The following is a 17,706-nucleotide window of genomic DNA, read 5'->3' on the forward strand; positions in this document are numbered from 1 at the left end:
GATGACCCGCAAAGTCACCGCGGCCATCGTCGGACCCGGCAACATCGGCACCGACCTGTTGTACAAGCTGCTCCGCAGCGACCTGATCGAGCCTCGTTGGATGATCGGCGTCGATCCTGCGTCCGAGGGCCTCGAGCTGGCACGCCAGCGCGGTGTCGAGGCGTCGCACGAGGGGGTCGACTGGCTGCTCAAGCAGGACGAGCTGCCCGAGCTGATCTTCGAGGCGACGTCGGCATACGTGCACCGCGAGTACGCCCCCCGCTATGCCGAGGCCGGCATCACGGCGATCGACCTCACCCCGGCGGCGGTCGGGCCTGCGGTCATCCCGCCGGTCAACGGGCAGGAGCACGTCGCCGCTGACAACGTCAACATGATCACCTGCGGCGGCCAGGCCACGATCCCGATGGTCCACGCCGTCTCGCGCGTGGCGCCGGTGCCGTATGCCGAGATCGTCGCCTCCGTGTCCAGCGCCTCGGCCGGACCCGGCACGCGCGCCAACATCGACGAGTTCACCCGCACGACGAGCGCCGGCGTCGAGACGATCGGCGGTGCCGAGCGCGGCAAGGCGATCATCATCCTCAACCCGGCGGAGCCGCCGATGATCATGCGCGACACGATCTTTTGCGGAGTCGGTGCCGACGCCGACCGAGATGCCATCGCGGAGTCGGTGTTCCAGATGGTCAAGCAGGTGCAGGAGTACGTACCCGGCTATCGACTGCTCCAGGACCCGCAGTTCGATGACGCGTCCGAAGCGACGATGGGCCTGGCCAAGGTCAGCATCTTCGTGGAGGTCGAGGGCGCGGGGGACTACCTGCCGCCCTATGCCGGCAACCTCGACATCATGACCGCCGCCGCCACCCGCGTCGGCGAGTCGATTGCGCACGTGCTGCTCGAAGAGGGGACCGCCCGATGAACGCTCCAGCCCCCGTCTCCGGAGTCGACGCGTCGGTCGACTCGCTCGCACGCACCTGGTCGCAGACCGACCCCTCGAGCACGCTCGACCTCCGGTTGACCGACACCTGTCTGCGCGACGGCTCGCACCACAAGCGACACCAGTTCGTGCCCCAGGAGGTACGCGACATCGTAGGTGCCCTCGACGCTGCGGGCATACCGGTCATCGAGGTGACCCACGGAGACGGGCTGGGTGGATCGTCGTTCAACTACGGCTTCTCCAAGACTCCCGAGCAGGAGCTGATCAAGCTCGCTGCCGAGACGGCGAAGAATGCCCGCATTGCGTTCCTGATGCTGCCCGGCGTCGGCACCAAGGACGACATCCGCGCCGCTCAGGACAACGGCGGCCAGATCTGCCGGATCGCCACGCACTGCACCGAGGCCGACACGTCCGGGCAGCACTTCGGTCTCGCGCGCGAGCTCGGCCTGGAGACCGTCGGCTTCCTGATGATGAGCCACACCCAGTCGCCTGAGGTGCTCGCCAATCAGGCTCGCGTCATGGTCGATGCGGGCTGCCAGTGCGTCTATGTCGTCGACTCCGCCGGGGCGCTGGTCATGGAGGGAGTCGCCGACCGGGTGTCGGCTCTCGTCGCCGAGATCGGTGGCGAGGCCACGATCGGGTTCCACGGCCACGAGAATCTCGGCCTCGGGGTCGCCAACACCGTCATCGCTGCCCGTGCCGGCGCGACCCAGATCGACGGCTCGGTGCGCAGGTTTGGCGCCGGCGCCGGCAACACGCCGCTGGAGGCGTTCATCGGCGTCGCCGACAAGCTCGGTTGGAACACCGGCGTCGACTTCCTGCAGATCGTCGATGCGGCCGAAGATGTCGTACGCCCCGCGATGCCCGAGGAGTGCACCCTCAACCGGATGACGCTGATGATGGGCTATGCCGGGGTCTATTCGTCGTTCCTCAAGCATGCCGGCAATGCCGCTGATCGCTATGGCGTCTCGGGCGCGCAGATCCTGCTCGAGGCGGGTCGGCGCAAGCTGATCGGCGGCCAGGAAGACCAGCTGATCGACATCGCGCTGATGCTGAAGAACGGGGAGAGGTAGTAGTTCGACATCCTCGGAAGTCCTTCCTGGGCGAGGCGGGACACGCTCCGCCTCGCCGATGACCTCGCTCGGTGCCACACTGAGGTTCAACCGAGGCACTCAAGCGGCCACGACAACAGGAGGCGTCCCATGGACACACGGACTATTGCCATCATTGCCCTGATCATCGCGGTCATCATCGTGCTCATTCTCGTTCTCTGACGCGGGCCTAACACCAGCCGGCTCGGTAGCGGGCATCTTCGATGCCGCGCTCGCCTTGTCGGTATCGCACGGCCGTTTACGCCGCGGCACGCTGAGCGTGAACATGTCCGAAATCATGGCGAGCTGGAACGTGTGAGTGGGTAGTCAGCCCACCTTGCGATATTTGCGGTGAATCGTCTGTCGGGTCACGCCGAGGAGAGTTCCGATCTCGGCCCAGCTGAGGCCGGTGTGTCGAGCCCTGCGAACCGCAACCTCCTCGCGGCGGCTCATGACGCGTTTGGCCTCGGCGATCGCAGCGAGCTCACTCACGGCGTCACCGTCGTCTGCACCCACGGAAGTCTTCATACCTGTCAGCATGTGCTGACAGGTATGACGATGTCAAGACGTCGATGCTGCCGAGCTGGAGTGAAGCAACGGTCGGTCGGCGACTGGTACCGGCGCCTACCCTGAGAACGTGGCGAGAAGCGGGCAACGACCGGCCAGGGTCGCGGACGTTCACGATCTTGCGCTCGGCATGCCGCATGTCACGATCCATCCCGGCACTCAGAACAAGCCCGTCTACCAAGTTGGCGGCAAGTCGTTCGTGTTCTTCAGAAATCCGCGCCCCGACGCCTTTGACCCGGAGACCGGCGACCGATACGACGACGTCATCGTCTTCTGGGTCGCTGGCGAGGATGACAAGCTCGCGCTCGTTCAGGATGACGCTTCACCCTTCTTCACCACCCCTCATTTCAACGGCCACCCGTCGGTGCTGCTGCGGGCCAGTCAGATCGGCGAGATCACGTGCTCCGAGCTCGCAGAGATCGTGCAGGACGCCTGGCTGTCCCGCGCATCGGCCACACGAGGATCGGCCTGGCTCAGGGAGCACCAAGCTCAGTGACTCGCTGAACGTGTCTTATCGTGAGTGACATGACCGACTCGGAAGTCTTCTGGATCTGTCGAACGTGCGCGGTTGAGCATGCCCGAAAGGTGGACGTCTGCGCGATCTGCGCCGATGAACGCCAGTGGGTCCCGGTTGAGGGACAGCGGTGGACGACGCTTGATGAGCTGGAGACCGAGGGCTATCGCGCCGACCTGACCGAGCTGGAGCCGGACTTGTACGGCATCACAACGACGCCGTTGGCCGGCATCGGCCAGCAGGCCAAGCTTGTGCGCACACACGAAGGCAATCTGCTGTGGGACCCGCTCGGGTACGTCGACGCGGACATCGCCGAGCAGGTGCTCGCGCTCGGTAGCGTGCGGGCGATCGTTGCCAGCCATCCGCACATGTTCGGTGTTCAGGTCGAGTGGAGCCGGCTGCTCGGTGGGGCTCCGGTGCTCGTCGCGGAGGCTGATGCCGGCTGGATCGCCCGGCCCGACCCTGTCGTCGAGCTCTGGTCCGGTGATCGCGAGATCCTCCCCGGAGTCGTCCTGAGCCAGTCGGGCGGTCACTTCCCAGGCAGCGCCGTCGCTCACTGGGCCGCCGGTGTTGGCGGTCGTGGCGCCCTCCTCGCCGGTGACACGATCGCGCCGAACCCCGACAGAACCTCGGTGACATTCATGCGAAGTTTTCCGAATCGGATCCCGATGTCCGCTGCAGTCGTGCGCCGGGTCGCGGACCACGTCGACCGCTTCGCCTTCGAGCGGCTCTACGGCAACTTCGACAATGTCATCGACGCCGATGCTCGGGCCGTTGTACGGCGATCGGCCGATCGCTACATCCACTGGGTTAGCGGCGACTTCGACCATCTGACATGAGTCAGGCCATCGCGATTGATCCGGCGATACATCCCGACCGCGCGGGTCAGATCACTGCCCGCGGGCCGCTGGCTCCTTTCGGTCCTTGTCGCTGGTGATCCCGATCAGCGAGAAGGCCAAGCCGCGCAAGATCCACATCGAGGCGGCCGAAGCGCAAACCTCGATCGACGTCTAGCCAGATGAGGGCGGGCTGTCACGCTTACGCAGCGCGGCAGCCCGCCTCGCGGCGCGATCTTCCACATGCATGAAGTCGTTGGGTGGACGCCGCATACTCGATCCTTGTGGTGAGTTTCTTGCTGGCTGTCACGTTCGCCTGCGGTGTTGTGATTGCTGTTACCCATGTGTTCAACCGCCGATTCATCGCGCCCGTCCACGACGTCGTAGCGAACCTCACGGCATTCGCTTGCGCGATGGCGGCCTCGTTGATGCTCGAACACGTCGTCCCGGCGCTGTTCTCGGCGATCGCGATCGTGTGTTGGTTGGTTCTCGCGCGACGGACGGCTCTTTCTCACGCCGGGAATTCTTCCAAGTCGTGAAGTGCCCTTCGGCGGTCTGCATCTCCAGAAGTTCGATCAGTCCTGCATCTTCGGTTGAGCCGGCGACGTAGCGCGGTTTCCCATGCTCGTCCATCAACTGCAGAAGGCCCTTGACAATATTTTCTGTCAAAGGCTACGTTCAAGCGTATGGACGACATTCGAGTACTCAGTGACGCCGCCGTCGTCGAACTAGCGCTCGATCCGATCCGGGCCTCGATCCTCGATGCTCTGGCTGAGCCAGGGTCAGCGGCATCGGTCGCGGCGACGGTCGGCCTGACTCGTCAGAAGGTGAACTATCACCTGAAGACGCTGGAGGCGCATGGACTGGTCGAGCTGGCTGGCGAACGCGCTTGGGGCGGTATCACGGAGCGTTACGTCCGGCGCTCGGCACGACACCTCGTCGTCGCCCCCGACGTACTCGAAGGCAGAGTTTCCGATCCGAACGAGGTCGCCGATCGTCTCTCCGCTTCGTATCTGATAGCGGTGAACGCTCGGACCGTGTCCGAGGTCGGCTCGATCGCGAGCAGCGTCGGGGCGGGCACTCGAATGCCGACCCTGACTGTCGACACGGTGATCGGGTTCCGGTCGCCTGACGAGCGTGCCTCCTTCGCTTCGGAGCTTCAGTCGGCGATCACGACGCTGGTCGCCAGGTACCACCACGACGACGGGCGCCCCCATCGTCTGACCGTTTCGTCCTATCCCCGACCTGAGGAGCCCTCATGACCGATCCCGACCGACCTGACCGCGTCGAGCACCGGGCGAAGTTCACCCTTGCGGTGTCCGCCACCCCGGAGCAGGTGTGGGCGGCGATTGCGACTGACGAGGGGATCTCGGCCTGGATGGTGCCGACCCGACTGGATCCGCGGATCGGTGGTGAGGTGTCGTTCGATCAAGGTGGGTTCCGGTCAACGGGTGTCGTCACCGACTACACGCCAGATCGTCGGTTCGCGTATGAGGAGCCCTGGCCGATGACCGAGGAGATGCGTGAATGGGTGGCCGACACCGCCGGGCACGAGATCACCGACGAAGAGCTGGCGTCGATCTCCCCGATCGCTACCGAGTTCCTGATCGAAGCAGCCTCCGGCGGCAGTTGCGTGCTCCGCGTCGTCTCGAGCTCGTACGGGAGCGGAGCGGACTGGGAGAACGAGTACTTCGCCGAGATGGTGGCCGGTTGGGGCGAGATCCCGTTCGGCCCCGACGAACAGACGCCCTGGCTCGACAACCTCGCCAGGCACCTCAATGCGCTACACGCCAAGGAAGGAACACCCCAATGACCACCTCGCAACCGAAGCATCACGAAACGCACCCCCAGTCCGGCCAACCGAGCACATTGACGCTCGTTCGACGCGGCGCCTTGGCCGGTGCGGCAGCGTCCGTCGGTACCACGGCGATGGCTGCTATCGCCCGCGCCGCTGACGTCAGTCTCGAGGTCGACGCCGCGGCCATCCCGATCGCCGCCTTCGCGCTGTGGACCCTCGTCGGGGCCGCCCTGGGAGTCCTGATGGCTCGACTCCTTCGCGCGCGCCGACGGTTCCTCGTAGTGAGCATGGTCGTCACCGGGTTGTCGCTCATCCCGCCAATCGCGCTACCGGATGACTCTGCCACGAAAGCGGTTCTCGTCGCAGCCCAGCTCTTGGCGGCGGCCATCATCATCCCGAGCCTCAGCCGTGGGCTCACCTCGGCCCCAGCCGACGGCGGATCCCGAGACCGATGAACGTCTCCGCCACCATCACCGTCACGCCAATCCTCGTTGCCGACCTGCTCGTCGAGGGCGCCGTGATGCCTGTGTACGTGCACGTCATCGACCATCCCGATGCTCGGGTTCTGGTCGACACCGGCATGACGGAGCTGCACCCTGCGGTGGTGGCCGCCTTCGATCCCGTCCTCTATCCACTGAGCAGGCAGGATTTCGACGTCGCCGGCATCGACATCGTCGTCAACACGCACCTGCACGCCGATCATTGCGGCGGCAACCACCTCTTTGCCGACAAGCCGATCTACGTCCAGCGTCGAGAGCTCGAGGACGCCCTCAGCGAGGACGACTACACCATTCGCGAGTGGGTCAACGGTCCCGGACTGAGGTATGTGTCGGTCGACGGAGAACTCGACCTGCTTCCCGGCGTCCGGCTCGTCCCAGCGCCAGGTCACACACCCGGGACACAAGTCGTGGTGGTCGAGACCGGCGGACATCCGGTCGTCATCTGTGGCGATGCAGCGGTGTGGTTCGGTGAGCTGGACGAGCCGCGCACCGAAGGACAGCGGCGAATCCGCGCGCTCGATCCCGAGACGGTTTGGCTCGCGCACGCGCACGAGCCCTGGCGACCCGGCGTCGCCCACGCCGAAGACCAGGACCCGGCCCAACCGCGAGACGGCCAAGGTCGGTCGACCACCTGAGGGATTCGGCCGCTGCCCTGGCCACGACTGCCGACCGGCGGCCCGCCGCGTTCGCGCTCATCGACAAACGCCGCTTCAGGTGCGGCCCGAGCTGCGCGAGCAAGGGGCTCGGATCAGGCGCGTCCGGAACGCGGTGGGTGTGACGCGGGTCCGAGTGGCGAGCGGCCGCTCGGTAGGTGGGTGTGTACGTGCTTCGGACCCGCTCGTGGACTACGCCATCTGCGCGCCGTCCTCCAGCGACCACGAGGTTGCCATGGGTAGGAGGTCTTCGACAGTCACGCTTCTGGCACCTTGGAGGGTTGGCAGTATGACGCGAACGCCTGGGTAGTAGTCAAAGAGCACCTGCCGGTCGCGGCCACACGGACCGATCGGTCCGCGCCCGTGGTTTCCCACGGCGACGATGTGTGTCACCGCGGTTGCGCCACCCGCGCGTGCTGCCGCAAGAGCGACAAGCTCAGCGCAGGGGCCTCCCGTGAAGTGATAGAGGTTCACGCCAACAAAGATGCGTCCATCGCTAGCGCGGACCGCTGCTCCCATCGTATGGATCCCGTCCTCGTGAGGACCGGCGTCGGTCGCTGACTCGATCGTGCGTCGCGCGGCCTCCACTAGCTCGTCTTCTTCGGGCGTGAGGGACGGCGCGGAGGCTGGCAATGTGGTCACAGATCGCATGCTAGTCGGGCCGGCAGCAGCGAGACCCTCCAGCAACATCTCCCTGTCACACGCGGATGCGGCTTGACGGCGCTGGCGTGGATAGGCATCTGACCCACCGGCTTCATCCCACTTCAGTTAAGTCCCTGATAGTGGTGTAGCGCGGTCGTCGAGTTCATCGCCTGGATGGACATAGACGCGGCCACCGCGTGATCCTTCAAGAGATCTCTCACAACCACCTTGAAGAGGACACAACGATGACCGCTCCACACATTGTCGACCCTGCTGGCCTGCTTGGCGAAGCCCTGTCCGATGCCAGCCCAGATCTGATGCGGACGTTGCTGCAGACCACGATCAACGCGCTGCTCTGCGCCGATGCTGATGCGGTGGTCGGCGCCGAGTACGGTCGCCCGAGCCCGGACCGAACAGCCCAGCGGAACGGCTACCGACACCGGCCCCTGGACACCCGGGTCGGCACGATCGACGTCCAGATCCCCAAACTGCGCTCGGGGTCGTATTTCCCTGAGTGGTTGCTCGAGCGCCGCAAACGGTCCGAGGCTGCGCTGATCACGGTCGTCGCGGACTGCTACCTCGCCGGCGTCTCGACGCGCCGGATGGACAAGCTCGTCAAAACGCTCGGCATCAACGGCCTGTCCAAGTCGCAGGTCTCGCGGATGGCCGCTGACCTGGACCAGAGCGTCTCGGAGTTCCGCCACCGCCCCCTCGGTGACGCTGGCCCGTTCACGTTCGTGGCCGCTGACGCGTTGACGATGAAGGTCCGCGAAGGTGGCCGAGTGGTCGCCTCCGTCGTGTTGGTCGCGACCGGCGTCAACGCTGACGGACGCCGAGAAGTCCTCGGGTTGCAGGTCGCCACCAGCGAGACAGGGACTGCGTGGAACACGTTCTTCGCTGATCTCGTCGCCCGCGGCCTCGCAGGCGTCCGGCTCGTGACCTCTGATGCGCACGCCGGGTTGAAGGAAGCGATCGCAGCGAACCTGCCCGGCGCCGCCTGGCAGCGGTGCCGCACCCACTACGCCATGAACCTGATGTCGGTGACGCCCAAGAGCATGTGGCCGGCGGTCAAAGCGATGCTCCACAGCGTTTACGACCAGCCAGACGCGGCAGCTGTTCAAGCACAGTTCGACCGGCTGCTGGACTACGTCGACGACAAGCTCCCAGCCGTCGCCGAACACCTCACCGGCGCCCGCGAGGACATCCTCGCGTTCACCACCTTCCCCGAAGGCCTCTGGCAACAGATCTGGTCGAACAACCCCAACGAGCGCCTGAACCGAGAAATCCGTAGGCGCACCGACTCCGTTGGGATCTTCCCCAACCGCGACGCGATCATCCGTCTCGTCGGAGCCGTCCTGGCCGAACAAACCGACGAATGGGCCGAAGGACGCCGCTACCTCGGCCTCGAAATCCTCGCCAAGTCCCGCCTCAACATCGTCCCCGAGAGCAGCACCGACATCGACAAGGAGGACCTACCTGCACTGACCGCCTGAACCCCACGAGGGGTCACGCAGCGCTACACCACTTCCGGGGGCTTGACCAGACAAATGCCGTTCGGACCAACGGTTGCGCCAATGATGGGGTTAGCGCACGAAGCAACGCCAGGTGCGCTGCATCCGGGCTCGAGGTGGAGCGAGGTTGACCGGCGTGCCCGCTCCTCGTGCTCCGGGGTGCTCAGCGCACCGTTGACCGTCGAGCAGTGCGAAACAGGTAGACAGCTGTCAACACGGCTGTGGCGATCAGGGCGACCAGGGTGAGTAGGGGGACAACCGGTGAGGGATGCGATTCGCATGTCTTTGGCCCGTCACCGATCTGCGTGCAGGTGTACCCGCCCGCGCCCCCAATTACAAAACTGATCCCAACCAGGGCCGCTGGGATCATCAAGATCGCCCACTTCTGCGGGAGGGTCCACCTTCGGGACGTGAATGCCAGGAACAGACCAACCCCGATCCCGACCGGTCCAAGAACCAAGCCGACTGACGACATGCCCAAGGCCCAGTTCTCGCGCCGATAGCTCATGGCTCAATCCTCCACTATGTGAGCGGGTGACCTGCGGGTTTCATCGAATGGCCACATCTCTGCCGAGACCGCTCGTGTACACCTGGCGCTGCGGTGATGCGACGTTCTTGCGGTCGGCTCAGACTCTGGCGACGTAGGCGGTGAGGAAATGAACGCCGTGTCGGTTGAGGTTGCCGCGGGCCCTGTCGTAGTGCTCGGTGGTACGTGGGTCGGCATGTCGGGCGAGGATCTGGGCATCGCGGAGTGGGACGCCCTGGCATCCAGGGCGTTGGTGATTGCCGCGTGGCGTAGCGAGTGTGGGCTGATGTGCCGTGGGATGGTCGCGACTTTCGCGATCCTGGCGACCATCCGGTAGACGTCGCGGCGGTCGATCGGATTGCCCGAGTTCGGCCGCAGGATCAGCGGCCCGGTGGTGGGTTCGCCCCTGCACGCTTCCAGCACCCGCAGCACCGGGACGGTGATGGGCAAAGTCGCCGGTTTGTTGCCCTTGCCGACCAGGTGCAGCACCCGGTGCCCTCGCAGGGTTTCGCCGTAGTCGTCGATCCGGACCGCTGCTGCCTCTGAAGCGCGCAGGGCGTTGATTCCGAGCAGGTACGCCAGGGCGCCGTGGTGGACGGTGATGGTTTGGGCGACTTGCAGGAAGCGGATGAGCTCAAGGCGGTCGAGGCCTTGGGTGCGTGATTCGTCGTGGTAAATCTTCGACAGTCTGGCGTAGACGGCTGGATCGGATGGGATGAGCCCGTCGATGTGCGCGAAGCGGAAGAACCCCCGCACGGCATGCATCATCGTGGTCACCGAAGAGTCCATCAAGCCGGCATCCCCGAGTTGGCGGATGTACAGCTCGACGTGGGGGCGCTGGATCCCGACTAGCGGGTCCAGGCCGTTGCTGCCACACCAGGCGAACCACCGCCGGAGCTGAGAGGCGTAGAGGTTGTGGGTCTGCCCGGAGTAGCGGGCTAGATACGAGACCGCAGCCAACTGCGCTGTTGACATCGTGGCCGGTTGAAACGGGAAAAGACTGGTCGGATTGGACATGAAGACACCCGCGACGTGTCGACGCGCTCAGCCACGCCCGCCGCCAGCACGGCTGGGCATATGTGGCCATCTACGTTAGCCGCCGCGTTTGAAGGCGGCCGGTGTCGGAGGATCGCCGCAAGCCTCTGATCAGGGCCGGCCGCTCGGTGGGCGTTTGAGCCGACCTCCATTCGCATACCGGATGGCTTCATCGGGCTATTTACGAATCGCCGTGCCGCTCCTTGGTGTGATGACCGATAGGCCGTTCGCTACATCGACATTTGGCCAGCATTTGGTATGTCGCCACCGGGGAAACGAGTCATGTCGTACTCGGCGACGGAGACCGTGGCCTGCTCGGGAACGAGCGCCACGGTCACAAAGCGGTGATGCTTCGCGGCGGGAACCTGGGTCCGGCTGAGTATCGCGAGAAGCACAGAAGGCTCGAAGGTACTGATTTGTGCGGGTGCCAGTCTTGCTCTCATGCTTCGCAGTGTTCGACGGGTCAGCCTTCGGCTGACTGCCGACAACATCAAAGTCCAGGTTACCCAGGCAAGAAGCGGGCAGTAGAGCACCGTTGCTGCCAACCACGCACGGGGGAGTAGGACTACGCCGGAAGCAGCTGCGAGAGTAAATACAGTCGAGCTCGCGACGGCGCTCAGACGACGTGCAGCGGTGATGCCCTTGGAGACGTCCGCGCGCCAGGAGTCCCAGGTGACGTGATCGACTGTCGACGTCTCAACCCGGATCGGCTGGGCCCAGTCGCTCTCGTCACCCGCGGCGTGGGGATCGTCGTCGGTCACAACATCACGGTAGGCCACCTCGCCGATGCTGACGATGGAAACGACCCGCGCCCGCTCGCCGTGTAGTTACCGCGGAGCGATGACGAGGGGGGTTGCTTAGCAGCGCGATCGAAGTCATGAGGACTGGCTGCGTGGCGGCGGTCGCGGTGAAAGACGCGGGTATGAAGGGCGAGGTGCGAGACTGACGTGATGGAGTTCGCCCTCGGCTGGACCTTCGCGCTCGTGCTCGGGTTCCCCTTCACCATCGCGGTGGCGGTGTGGACGGTATACCTGAGCCACTCGTGGACTGCGGGCGCTTCGGACGAGCGGGGGGGTGGCGACTGTCCGCGGAAGCGCTTACCTTGCGGCTGTGATCTCGCTCGTCGCGTGAGTTGGCTCGTTCGCGTTGTGGACGTACGGTTTCGACTCCGTCGAGGCGGGGATGTCGCCGAGGGTTGACCGAGCACTTTGGGTCGGGCAGTTTCTGACCGCAGGAGGTCTGCTGGTCGGGATGATCGCTGCGGCCGCAGCGCGAGTTGTGCGTCGGAGGGCTACCGCGTTCTACTAAGTGCGACGGATAGCCCAAACAGACGCAGATGGGCTCCGATCCGCGCGCCGCAACTAGCGGCTTGGCGCGCAGATAGTGGTGGAGGCCTGCGCCTCTGACGCGGCGTTAAAGCGCAGGTCGTTAGTCGTCGTCACTAGCTAGCCGCAGGCTGTCTCGGTTGCTTCGTTGCCCCTACGGACCGATAGTTTGATCCGATGACATACCGCCGAGTCACGGGGCTGGCAGCCGCATTGGCCCTAGCGGCCCGTTTCGTCATCACAAACTCGTCGTGGGCAGACTCGATCGCATCCACCGCGCTTGGCGCCAGCGCCGCCGTTGCAGCAGTGCTCGCCTTTCGCGCGAACCAGATCAGCGCGGCCGAACTTCTGTTCACGTGGGTATCGGTCGTCCTCTATTCGGCCGGTGGGACCTACCTGGACCACTGGTCAGGCGAGGGTGACATTGGAGGCGTCGTACCGGGCGTCCTCGGGTTGGCTGGGATGCTCGTAGTCGCTTTGGCATTGAACCTGCCAACCTCGCGCCGGGTCCACCAGTAGTTGCCTAGGGAGGCCTCTACGTCGAGGCACTGGGACCAGCCTGCGCGAGCCACCGGCTACGCGGTGGAATGACTGTGAGGATCGCCAACGCAGCCCGAAGGTGCTGGGCTGTGGTTGGTGACCGTGAGTGTGACCCCTGGAATGACTGGCTTTGTGCCTTGTTGCGACCTGTCCGCTCGCGGTTGCCGGCCCCGGCCCGGTTGGAGGAGCTGGCCTGATCAGGAGCTTGACCATCTGGCGTTAGTGGCGCCGGATGTGTCTCATCACAGTCCTGCCGAGCCTCCGTCCCGGACCGGAACCACGTCCCGTCCGGCGAAGGAGAGAACGCATGAACAGTCTGACCGATCTGCGTGAGGTGGTCGATGTCGTCATCGGCGTCGACACCCACGTCCATACCCACTCCGCGGCCGTGGTTGATGCTGCGACTGGTGGTGTCCTCGATGAGATCACCATCGAGGCAACAGCCCAGGGCTATGCCGAGCTGGTGGAGTTCGCCAACAACCACGCGATGTTGCGGGCTTGGGCGATAGAGGGGACCGGCGGTCACGGCGCCGGTCTGAGTCGTCACCTGTTGGAGGCCTCAGAGATCGTCATCGAGTTGGATCGTCCGAAGCGGGCTGCGCGCCGCAACGGCGCGAAGTCCGATCCGCTCGATGCGATCCGCGCTGCGCGTGAAGCGATGGCCAGGCCGCGGTTGGGAACTCCCCGCACTGGGGGCGAACGCCAAGCACTGTCGGTGCTTTTGGCTACTCGCCGCTCCGCGATCAATGCCTCCACCGAGGCCCAGCTGCAGGTCTTCAGCCTGGTCATCGCAGCACCCGAACCGATCCGACTCAGATTCCGCGGTCAGAAGCTTGCCGCGATGCTCAACACCGCCGCGAACCTGCGACTGCACGCCTCCTGGGACACCGAGACGACCAGCACCGTGGTGGCGCTGCGGACCTTGGCACGTCGCGCGCACGCGATGCTGAAAGAGGCACGGGAGCTGCAGAAGGCGATCGTGGCCATCATCCGTAGTTGGCGTCCTGACCTGCTCGAGGAGTTCGGCGTCGGACCGATCGTGGCCGCGACGGTGTTGTGCGCCTGGTCCCACCCCGGCCGTATCCACTCCGAGGCAGCGTTCGCGATGCTCGCCGGCGTGGCACCGATCCCGGCGAACAGTGGCCAAGTCACCACTCGCTATCGGCTCAACCGCTACGGCGACCGCCAGCTCAACAACGCACTGCACACCGTGGTCCAGAGCCGGATTCAGTACCAGCCAGCCACCCGCGACTACGTCGCTCGCCGTACTGCCGAAGGCAAGACCGGCCGAGAGATCAAACGCTGCCTTGCCCGCTACGTCGCCCGCGACCTCTATCGCCTACTCGAAAACACGGCCGCAGCGGCTTGACGAAGCATAGGAGCGTCGCAGGGCCGACGGCGAACGAGGTGGTTAGCGTTGGCCTCGCTCGAGCCACTCCGAGTAAGTTCGCTGTTTGCGACGCCACTCCCTAACCCAAAGGGCCAAGAGCGACAGCCATAACGCTGCAGAAACACCGTTGAGAATGCGATGCTCGCCGAAGGCGAACAACAAGAGCTGGCCCACGCCGGCGAGACCGAAAGCGATCGCGAGCCAGCGTATGAACGACGGGTTCATCGGTCGGGACATGCTCCCTGCTGCGCGACGTAAGTCCCACGATCAGTCGCTCGCTCGAATACCGACTGGAGCTGGTTCTCGAGGATGCGCTGTCCGACCTTCTCTCCGTGGTTGCGGCTGAGTCTGAGCGCTCTTTGATTGCGGGTGGCTACTACCGTCCTGACGGGGCCCGGCAGCTGTGCAGCATTTCGGGGGCCACCACGATCCGTGAACCCATGTCCGTCTATGCCCACTACGCGGCGGCCGGCCACCGAGAGGGCCGGACGCCATCGCGAGGCGAATGCGAGCCGCCACGTCGGGCTAGTCTCTCGATCCATGACGTCCAAGCCCGGCACCACAGAGCGATCCGACGACGAGTTCAAACAATTCCTGGTGAGATTGCAGGAGCGTCTGGGTTCACACACCGCGTCGCTTCACGCAGGTCGACTATCTGCGACGGATGATCTGGCCGCAGTTCTCCGCACCTTGCTCACTCGCGGTGCCGGTGACGACGTCGTGAGGAAGGCCATCAAACGGTTCTCGCTCCAAGAGCCGATCGTTCTCGTCTCAGCGCCCATCACTCGGCAACGAAACTTGAAACTCGCCTTCGGAGCCCTCCCGGTAGGTATCGACGACAGCGGTGACGAGCACACCAACTACGTGGGAGTTCTCGACTGGATCAACAGCCTCGCGCTGTCGAAGGAAGGACTTCACCGCGAGTACTACACATGGGCGCAACTCATCACCGCGTATGCCAACACTAACGGCAGCCACCTCAGCAGAACCGTCCCAGATGTTCTCCATGAAGTAGTCGTCGATCAGGTCGGCGAGGTAGATCTCGGCGTGTATCTCATCTGGTGCGCAGCTGTCCTAGCCGACGAAGCGCTGCGTGACGTCATCCAGCAGCTCGGCATGGCCCAGGTCGATCCCGCAACGCCACCGCTGCTGGCAATCACTTGGATGATGCTCTCTGTCAACGCGGATCAGAAGCCCAACCTGAGATTCATCTATCACGCGCGCAACACCGGACCGATGCTCACCTTGAACGGCCCTCACCCGTTCCAGATCAGCACCACGCTGGACCCTGACGGAACAAACAGTCTGCATATTGCCCGGCCGAACATTTGACCGGCCTGCACCAACGGGTCGGTTCAACCCACGTACTGGACAGTCATGGTGCGGATCTCGTCGCCGGCCATGACCACCCTGTCCGCATCCAAGTCTTGGCGTTTGCCTGACGGGAAGATGCACCGGATGGGGCCCTGCAGGACGACGTCGCGGCTCTCCCCAACCGGGCTATATCATTGTCCCCTCGACAGCTACGCTGACCCGCTGAAGGTCCTGACCTCCGCGCGCGCTGCAAGTGTGGACGTTGTCGCTGTCACTGAAAGCCCCGACGCCTTCCGACGCTTTCGCACCCGCCTCGGACGAATTCCGGGCGTCAGCGTTGCCCTCGGTCTACACCCAGCCAGTCCTGCGGCATCTGCACCAGGGCAGTTGCAGCGATTCTTCAGGATGCTCCCCAGCGCAGAGTGGATCGGAGAGGTTGGCTTGGACTACAACAGCCGGGTTGGCGCACGAGAGCGGAGGGCCCAGTATTCGACCTTCTCCGCCGTGGTAGACCACGAACTCGCCAGGACCAGCCCTATGACTGTTCACTCACGCGGCGCGGCAGACGATGCCGTCGCCGTGCTTGCGGGGACGGGAGTCAGGCAGTGCTCCACTGGTTCACAGGCACTCCGAAACAAGCGTCGCGGGGGGTCGACGCTGGGCTCTGGTTCTCCATAAACAGCGCCATGGTCCGGTCCAAGAGCGGCGCCAGAGTTCTCGCTTCTGTACCTCACGACCGGCTTCTACTAGAGACTGACGGTCCGTACTGCACGTTCATAGGACGCCCTGCCGAGCCCAAAGACCTCCCGGACGTTGTTGAAGAAATGGCTGGTTGGCTAGGCGTGCACTCTTCCGAGATGATTTCAATCTTGAATGAGAACGCTCACCGACTTCGACAGCTCAAATGAACTGCCGAGTTCGCCGTCGATAATTGAGGACGACGTCATTCTGGGCTACTAGAGACTTCACGCAGGATCGGCGTCAGGCCAGACTCGATCCAGGTGCTCGGCGGAATGCTCAATTTTGGGCTGCCCACCTGCGTGCGGGTGTGGCTCTATTTCGGTTTGCGGACCGTCGGGCACCGTGACGAGGTGTGGCTCAAGAGGGGACTGCCCTGCTCGTAGTAGCAATGCCCACCTCGCCGTCCTATCCCTTCACGGCAGAGCGAGTGCATTCATGAGCAGAGTCATCATCGGGGTCGATCCCCACAAGCTGTCGGTGACCATCGAGGTCGTTGACGATCGAGAGAAGATCCTGGGGTCGGGGAGGTTCACCACCGACAAAGGCGGCTTCGCGGCCCTGCGTAAATACGTCCAGCAGTGGTCCGAACGCAGGTGGGCCGTCGAGGGAAGCCTCGGCGTCGGCCGTCCGCTCGCGCAACGACTGATGGAAGCTGGCGAACAGGTGGTCGACGTTCCTGCCAAGCTCGCTGCCCGGGCCCGGCTTCTCGACACCGGTCACGGTCGTAAGACCGACGCCCACGACGCGCACTCTGTCGCGGTCGCCGCGGTCCGCGCCAAGGACCTGCGTGTCCTGGCCCCTGACGGTCAGCTCGAGGCGTTGCGGATCCTGGTCGATCAGCGGGATCAGCTCTCAAACCAACGAGTCGCGACCGTGAACCGTCTGCACCGGCTGCTGGCTGAGCTCGTCCCTGGCCAGTCGAAGAAGGACATGACTTCCCTGCAGGCCAAGGCCATCTTGGCGAGCGTCCGTCCTCGGGACATCGTCGGAAAGACCCGCCGCCGTGTCGCCGCCGACGAACTCGCGACCCTGTTGGCGATCGAGAAGAAGGTCAAAGCGCTGACCGCTGAGATCAAGACGTTCGTGAACGCACGTGGCTCCAACCTGATGGACCTGGTCGGTGTCGGCCCAGTCGTGGCCGCGCGGATCTTGGCCGATGTCGGAGACGTCGTCAGATTCGCTGACCGCAACCGGTTCGCGTCCTGGACGGGCACCGCGCCGCTTGACGCATCATCGGGTGAGCAGACACGCCATCGTCTCTCCCGAGCCGGGAACCGTCGGATGAACCGGATGATCCATATCGCCGCGACCACCCAGATCAGGCTCGATACCGAAGGACGGGCCTACTACCAACGCAAGCTCGCGGCCGGCAAAACCAGGATGGAAGCGATGCGCTGTCTCAAGCGCCGGATCTCTGATGCCGTGTTCCGACAGTTGGTCGCTGACGCTCGAGCCTTCAGCCAACAAGAGACTGGTGCAGGTCCGGGAGGGCAATGCGGGGCGTCTATGAAATCCAGCGCGGTCGACCTACCCCCGCGAATCGACACTTCGGATCAGCCACTTCCCGGACCCGCAGACCAGACGCTACAACCGGCCGCACGACGACGGAAGGCTTCGCCAAACAACCCCCTGCCAGCCGCATCTTGACAACAGAGGGGAGCCGAAATGACCGGGGGCCGAGCACGTCTTTCGAGCGATGGCGAAGCGAAGTTTGGAGGCCGGAGGAACGCCTCGCGGCTGAAGCAAACAGCCGTCGCGGCGACCCGCACAGCCCCACGATGGACACCTCACT

The 17,706-nt window shown here is 64.6% G+C and carries 17 protein-coding genes; 14 read left to right on the top strand and 3 right to left on the bottom strand.

The genetic code is table 11. The annotated features are described in order from the left end of the window. The first annotated feature begins 1 nt into the window (after position 1). Complete coding sequence (locus tag WKF39_RS01860) at positions 2-913, top strand: acetaldehyde dehydrogenase (acetylating) (protein ID WP_340385304.1); 912 nt, start codon at positions 2-4, stop codon at positions 911-913. Then, the gene (gene dmpG / locus WKF39_RS01865) at positions 910-2,004 is read left to right on the top strand and encodes a 4-hydroxy-2-oxovalerate aldolase (protein WP_340385305.1); all 1,095 of its coding nucleotides are present in this window, start codon (positions 910-912) and stop codon (positions 2,002-2,004) included. Before WKF39_RS01860 ends, dmpG begins: the two co-directional genes overlap by 4 nt. A 345-nt stretch (positions 2,005-2,349) precedes the next feature. Here dmpG and WKF39_RS01870 read toward each other — a convergent pair whose 3' ends face one another. Beyond that, the gene (locus WKF39_RS01870) at positions 2,350-2,550 is read right to left on the bottom strand and encodes a helix-turn-helix domain-containing protein (protein WP_340385306.1); all 201 of its coding nucleotides are present in this window, start codon (positions 2,548-2,550) and stop codon (positions 2,350-2,352) included. 109 nt (positions 2,551-2,659) lie between these two features. Here WKF39_RS01870 and WKF39_RS01875 point away from each other — a divergent pair, with 109 nt between their 5' ends. The 8 genes from WKF39_RS01875 to WKF39_RS01910 all read left to right on the top strand — a co-directional run bounded on the left by WKF39_RS01875 (position 2,660) and on the right by WKF39_RS01910 (position 9,025). Continuing rightward, entirely contained in the window at positions 2,660-3,085 is a 426-nt protein-coding gene (locus WKF39_RS01875) for an MmcQ/YjbR family DNA-binding protein (RefSeq protein WP_340385307.1), read from the top strand. A 29-nt stretch (positions 3,086-3,114) separates the two neighbouring features. Beyond that, the gene (locus WKF39_RS01880; protein ID WP_340385309.1) at positions 3,115-3,942 is read left to right on the top strand and encodes a hydrolase; all 828 of its coding nucleotides are present in this window, start codon (positions 3,115-3,117) and stop codon (positions 3,940-3,942) included. 257 nt (positions 3,943-4,199) lie between these two features. Further along, on the top strand, positions 4,200-4,478 hold the full coding sequence (locus WKF39_RS01885) for a hypothetical protein (RefSeq protein ID WP_340385311.1): 279 nt from the start codon (positions 4,200-4,202) through the stop codon (positions 4,476-4,478). A gap of 147 nt (positions 4,479-4,625) precedes the next feature. Beyond that, on the top strand, positions 4,626-5,201 hold the full coding sequence (locus WKF39_RS01890; protein WP_340385313.1) for a helix-turn-helix domain-containing protein: 576 nt from the start codon (positions 4,626-4,628) through the stop codon (positions 5,199-5,201). Beyond that, positions 5,198-5,752 carry an SRPBCC domain-containing protein gene (locus tag WKF39_RS01895; RefSeq protein ID WP_340385315.1) on the top strand — a complete coding sequence of 185 codons (555 nt, stop codon included), beginning with the start codon at positions 5,198-5,200 and terminating at the stop codon, positions 5,750-5,752. Before WKF39_RS01890 ends, WKF39_RS01895 begins: the two co-directional genes overlap by 4 nt. Beyond that, entirely contained in the window at positions 5,749-6,192 is a 444-nt protein-coding gene (locus WKF39_RS01900) for a DUF6069 family protein (RefSeq protein ID WP_340385316.1), read from the top strand. The genes WKF39_RS01895 and WKF39_RS01900 overlap by 4 nt, the downstream gene beginning before the upstream one ends. Beyond that, entirely contained in the window at positions 6,189-6,872 is a 684-nt protein-coding gene (locus WKF39_RS01905; RefSeq protein ID WP_340385318.1) for an MBL fold metallo-hydrolase, read from the top strand. Before WKF39_RS01900 ends, WKF39_RS01905 begins: the two co-directional genes overlap by 4 nt. Positions 6,873-7,777: 905 nt before the next feature. Beyond that, positions 7,778-9,025 (top strand): IS256 family transposase, encoded by a 1,248-nt coding sequence (locus tag WKF39_RS01910; RefSeq protein WP_340385320.1) that lies wholly within the window; start codon positions 7,778-7,780, stop codon positions 9,023-9,025. Positions 9,026-9,554: 529 nt separating this feature from the next. Here WKF39_RS01910 and WKF39_RS01915 read toward each other — a convergent pair. Then, on the bottom strand, positions 9,555-10,586 hold the full coding sequence (locus WKF39_RS01915; RefSeq protein WP_340385322.1) for a tyrosine-type recombinase/integrase: 1,032 nt from the start codon (positions 10,584-10,586) through the stop codon (positions 9,555-9,557). A gap of 248 nt (positions 10,587-10,834) precedes the next feature. Further along, positions 10,835-11,365 (bottom strand): hypothetical protein, encoded by a 531-nt coding sequence (locus WKF39_RS01920; protein ID WP_340385324.1) that lies wholly within the window; start codon positions 11,363-11,365, stop codon positions 10,835-10,837. 741 nt (positions 11,366-12,106) lie between these two features. Between WKF39_RS01920 and WKF39_RS01925 the strand changes: the two genes are divergently transcribed. The 4 genes from WKF39_RS01925 (at position 12,107) to WKF39_RS01940 (ending at position 17,561) form a co-directional block, all read left to right on the top strand. Then, positions 12,107-12,448 carry a hypothetical protein gene (locus WKF39_RS01925; RefSeq protein ID WP_340385326.1) on the top strand — a complete coding sequence of 114 codons (342 nt, stop codon included), beginning with the start codon at positions 12,107-12,109 and terminating at the stop codon, positions 12,446-12,448. A 328-nt stretch (positions 12,449-12,776) separates the two neighbouring features. Further along, on the top strand, positions 12,777-13,838 hold the full coding sequence (locus tag WKF39_RS01930) for an IS110 family transposase (protein ID WP_340385328.1): 1,062 nt from the start codon (positions 12,777-12,779) through the stop codon (positions 13,836-13,838). A 561-nt stretch (positions 13,839-14,399) separates the two neighbouring features. After that, complete coding sequence (locus tag WKF39_RS01935) at positions 14,400-15,191, top strand: hypothetical protein (RefSeq protein WP_340385330.1); 792 nt, start codon at positions 14,400-14,402, stop codon at positions 15,189-15,191. A gap of 1,158 nt (positions 15,192-16,349) precedes the next feature. Next, a complete protein-coding gene (locus WKF39_RS01940; RefSeq protein ID WP_340385332.1) occupies positions 16,350-17,561 on the top strand; it encodes an IS110 family transposase in 1,212 nt (403 codons plus the stop codon). The last annotated feature ends 145 nt before the right edge of the window (positions 17,562-17,706 follow it).

Origin of the sequence: Aeromicrobium sp. (genome assembly GCF_037719875.1) — a bacterium.
In the GTDB taxonomy this organism is placed as follows: Bacteria; Actinomycetota; Actinomycetes; order Propionibacteriales; family Nocardioidaceae; genus Aeromicrobium.

What these genes read in the sequence shown, in the direction of transcription:
- WKF39_RS01870 (WP_340385306.1), bottom strand. Translation starts at nt 2,550, where the DNA reads ATGAAGACTTCCGTGGGTGCAGACGACGGTGACGCCGTGAGTGAGCTC.
- WKF39_RS01940 (WP_340385332.1), top strand. Translation starts at nt 16,350, where the DNA reads ATGAGCAGAGTCATCATCGGGGTCGATCCCCACAAGCTGTCGGTGACC.
- WKF39_RS01935 (WP_340385330.1), top strand. Translation starts at nt 14,400, where the DNA reads ATGACGTCCAAGCCCGGCACCACAGAGCGATCCGACGACGAGTTCAAA.
- WKF39_RS01880 (WP_340385309.1), top strand. Translation starts at nt 3,115, where the DNA reads ATGACCGACTCGGAAGTCTTCTGGATCTGTCGAACGTGCGCGGTTGAG.
- dmpG (WP_340385305.1), top strand. Translation starts at nt 910, where the DNA reads ATGAACGCTCCAGCCCCCGTCTCCGGAGTCGACGCGTCGGTCGACTCG.
- WKF39_RS01890 (WP_340385313.1), top strand. Translation starts at nt 4,626, where the DNA reads ATGGACGACATTCGAGTACTCAGTGACGCCGCCGTCGTCGAACTAGCG.
- WKF39_RS01930 (WP_340385328.1), top strand. Translation starts at nt 12,777, where the DNA reads ATGAACAGTCTGACCGATCTGCGTGAGGTGGTCGATGTCGTCATCGGC.
- WKF39_RS01860 (WP_340385304.1), top strand. Translation starts at nt 2, where the DNA reads ATGACCCGCAAAGTCACCGCGGCCATCGTCGGACCCGGCAACATCGGC.
- WKF39_RS01925 (WP_340385326.1), top strand. Translation starts at nt 12,107, where the DNA reads ATGACATACCGCCGAGTCACGGGGCTGGCAGCCGCATTGGCCCTAGCG.
- WKF39_RS01910 (WP_340385320.1), top strand. Translation starts at nt 7,778, where the DNA reads ATGACCGCTCCACACATTGTCGACCCTGCTGGCCTGCTTGGCGAAGCC.
- WKF39_RS01900 (WP_340385316.1), top strand. Translation starts at nt 5,749, where the DNA reads ATGACCACCTCGCAACCGAAGCATCACGAAACGCACCCCCAGTCCGGC.
- WKF39_RS01895 (WP_340385315.1), top strand. Translation starts at nt 5,198, where the DNA reads ATGACCGATCCCGACCGACCTGACCGCGTCGAGCACCGGGCGAAGTTC.
- WKF39_RS01905 (WP_340385318.1), top strand. Translation starts at nt 6,189, where the DNA reads ATGAACGTCTCCGCCACCATCACCGTCACGCCAATCCTCGTTGCCGAC.
- WKF39_RS01915 (WP_340385322.1), bottom strand. Translation starts at nt 10,586, where the DNA reads ATGTCCAATCCGACCAGTCTTTTCCCGTTTCAACCGGCCACGATGTCA.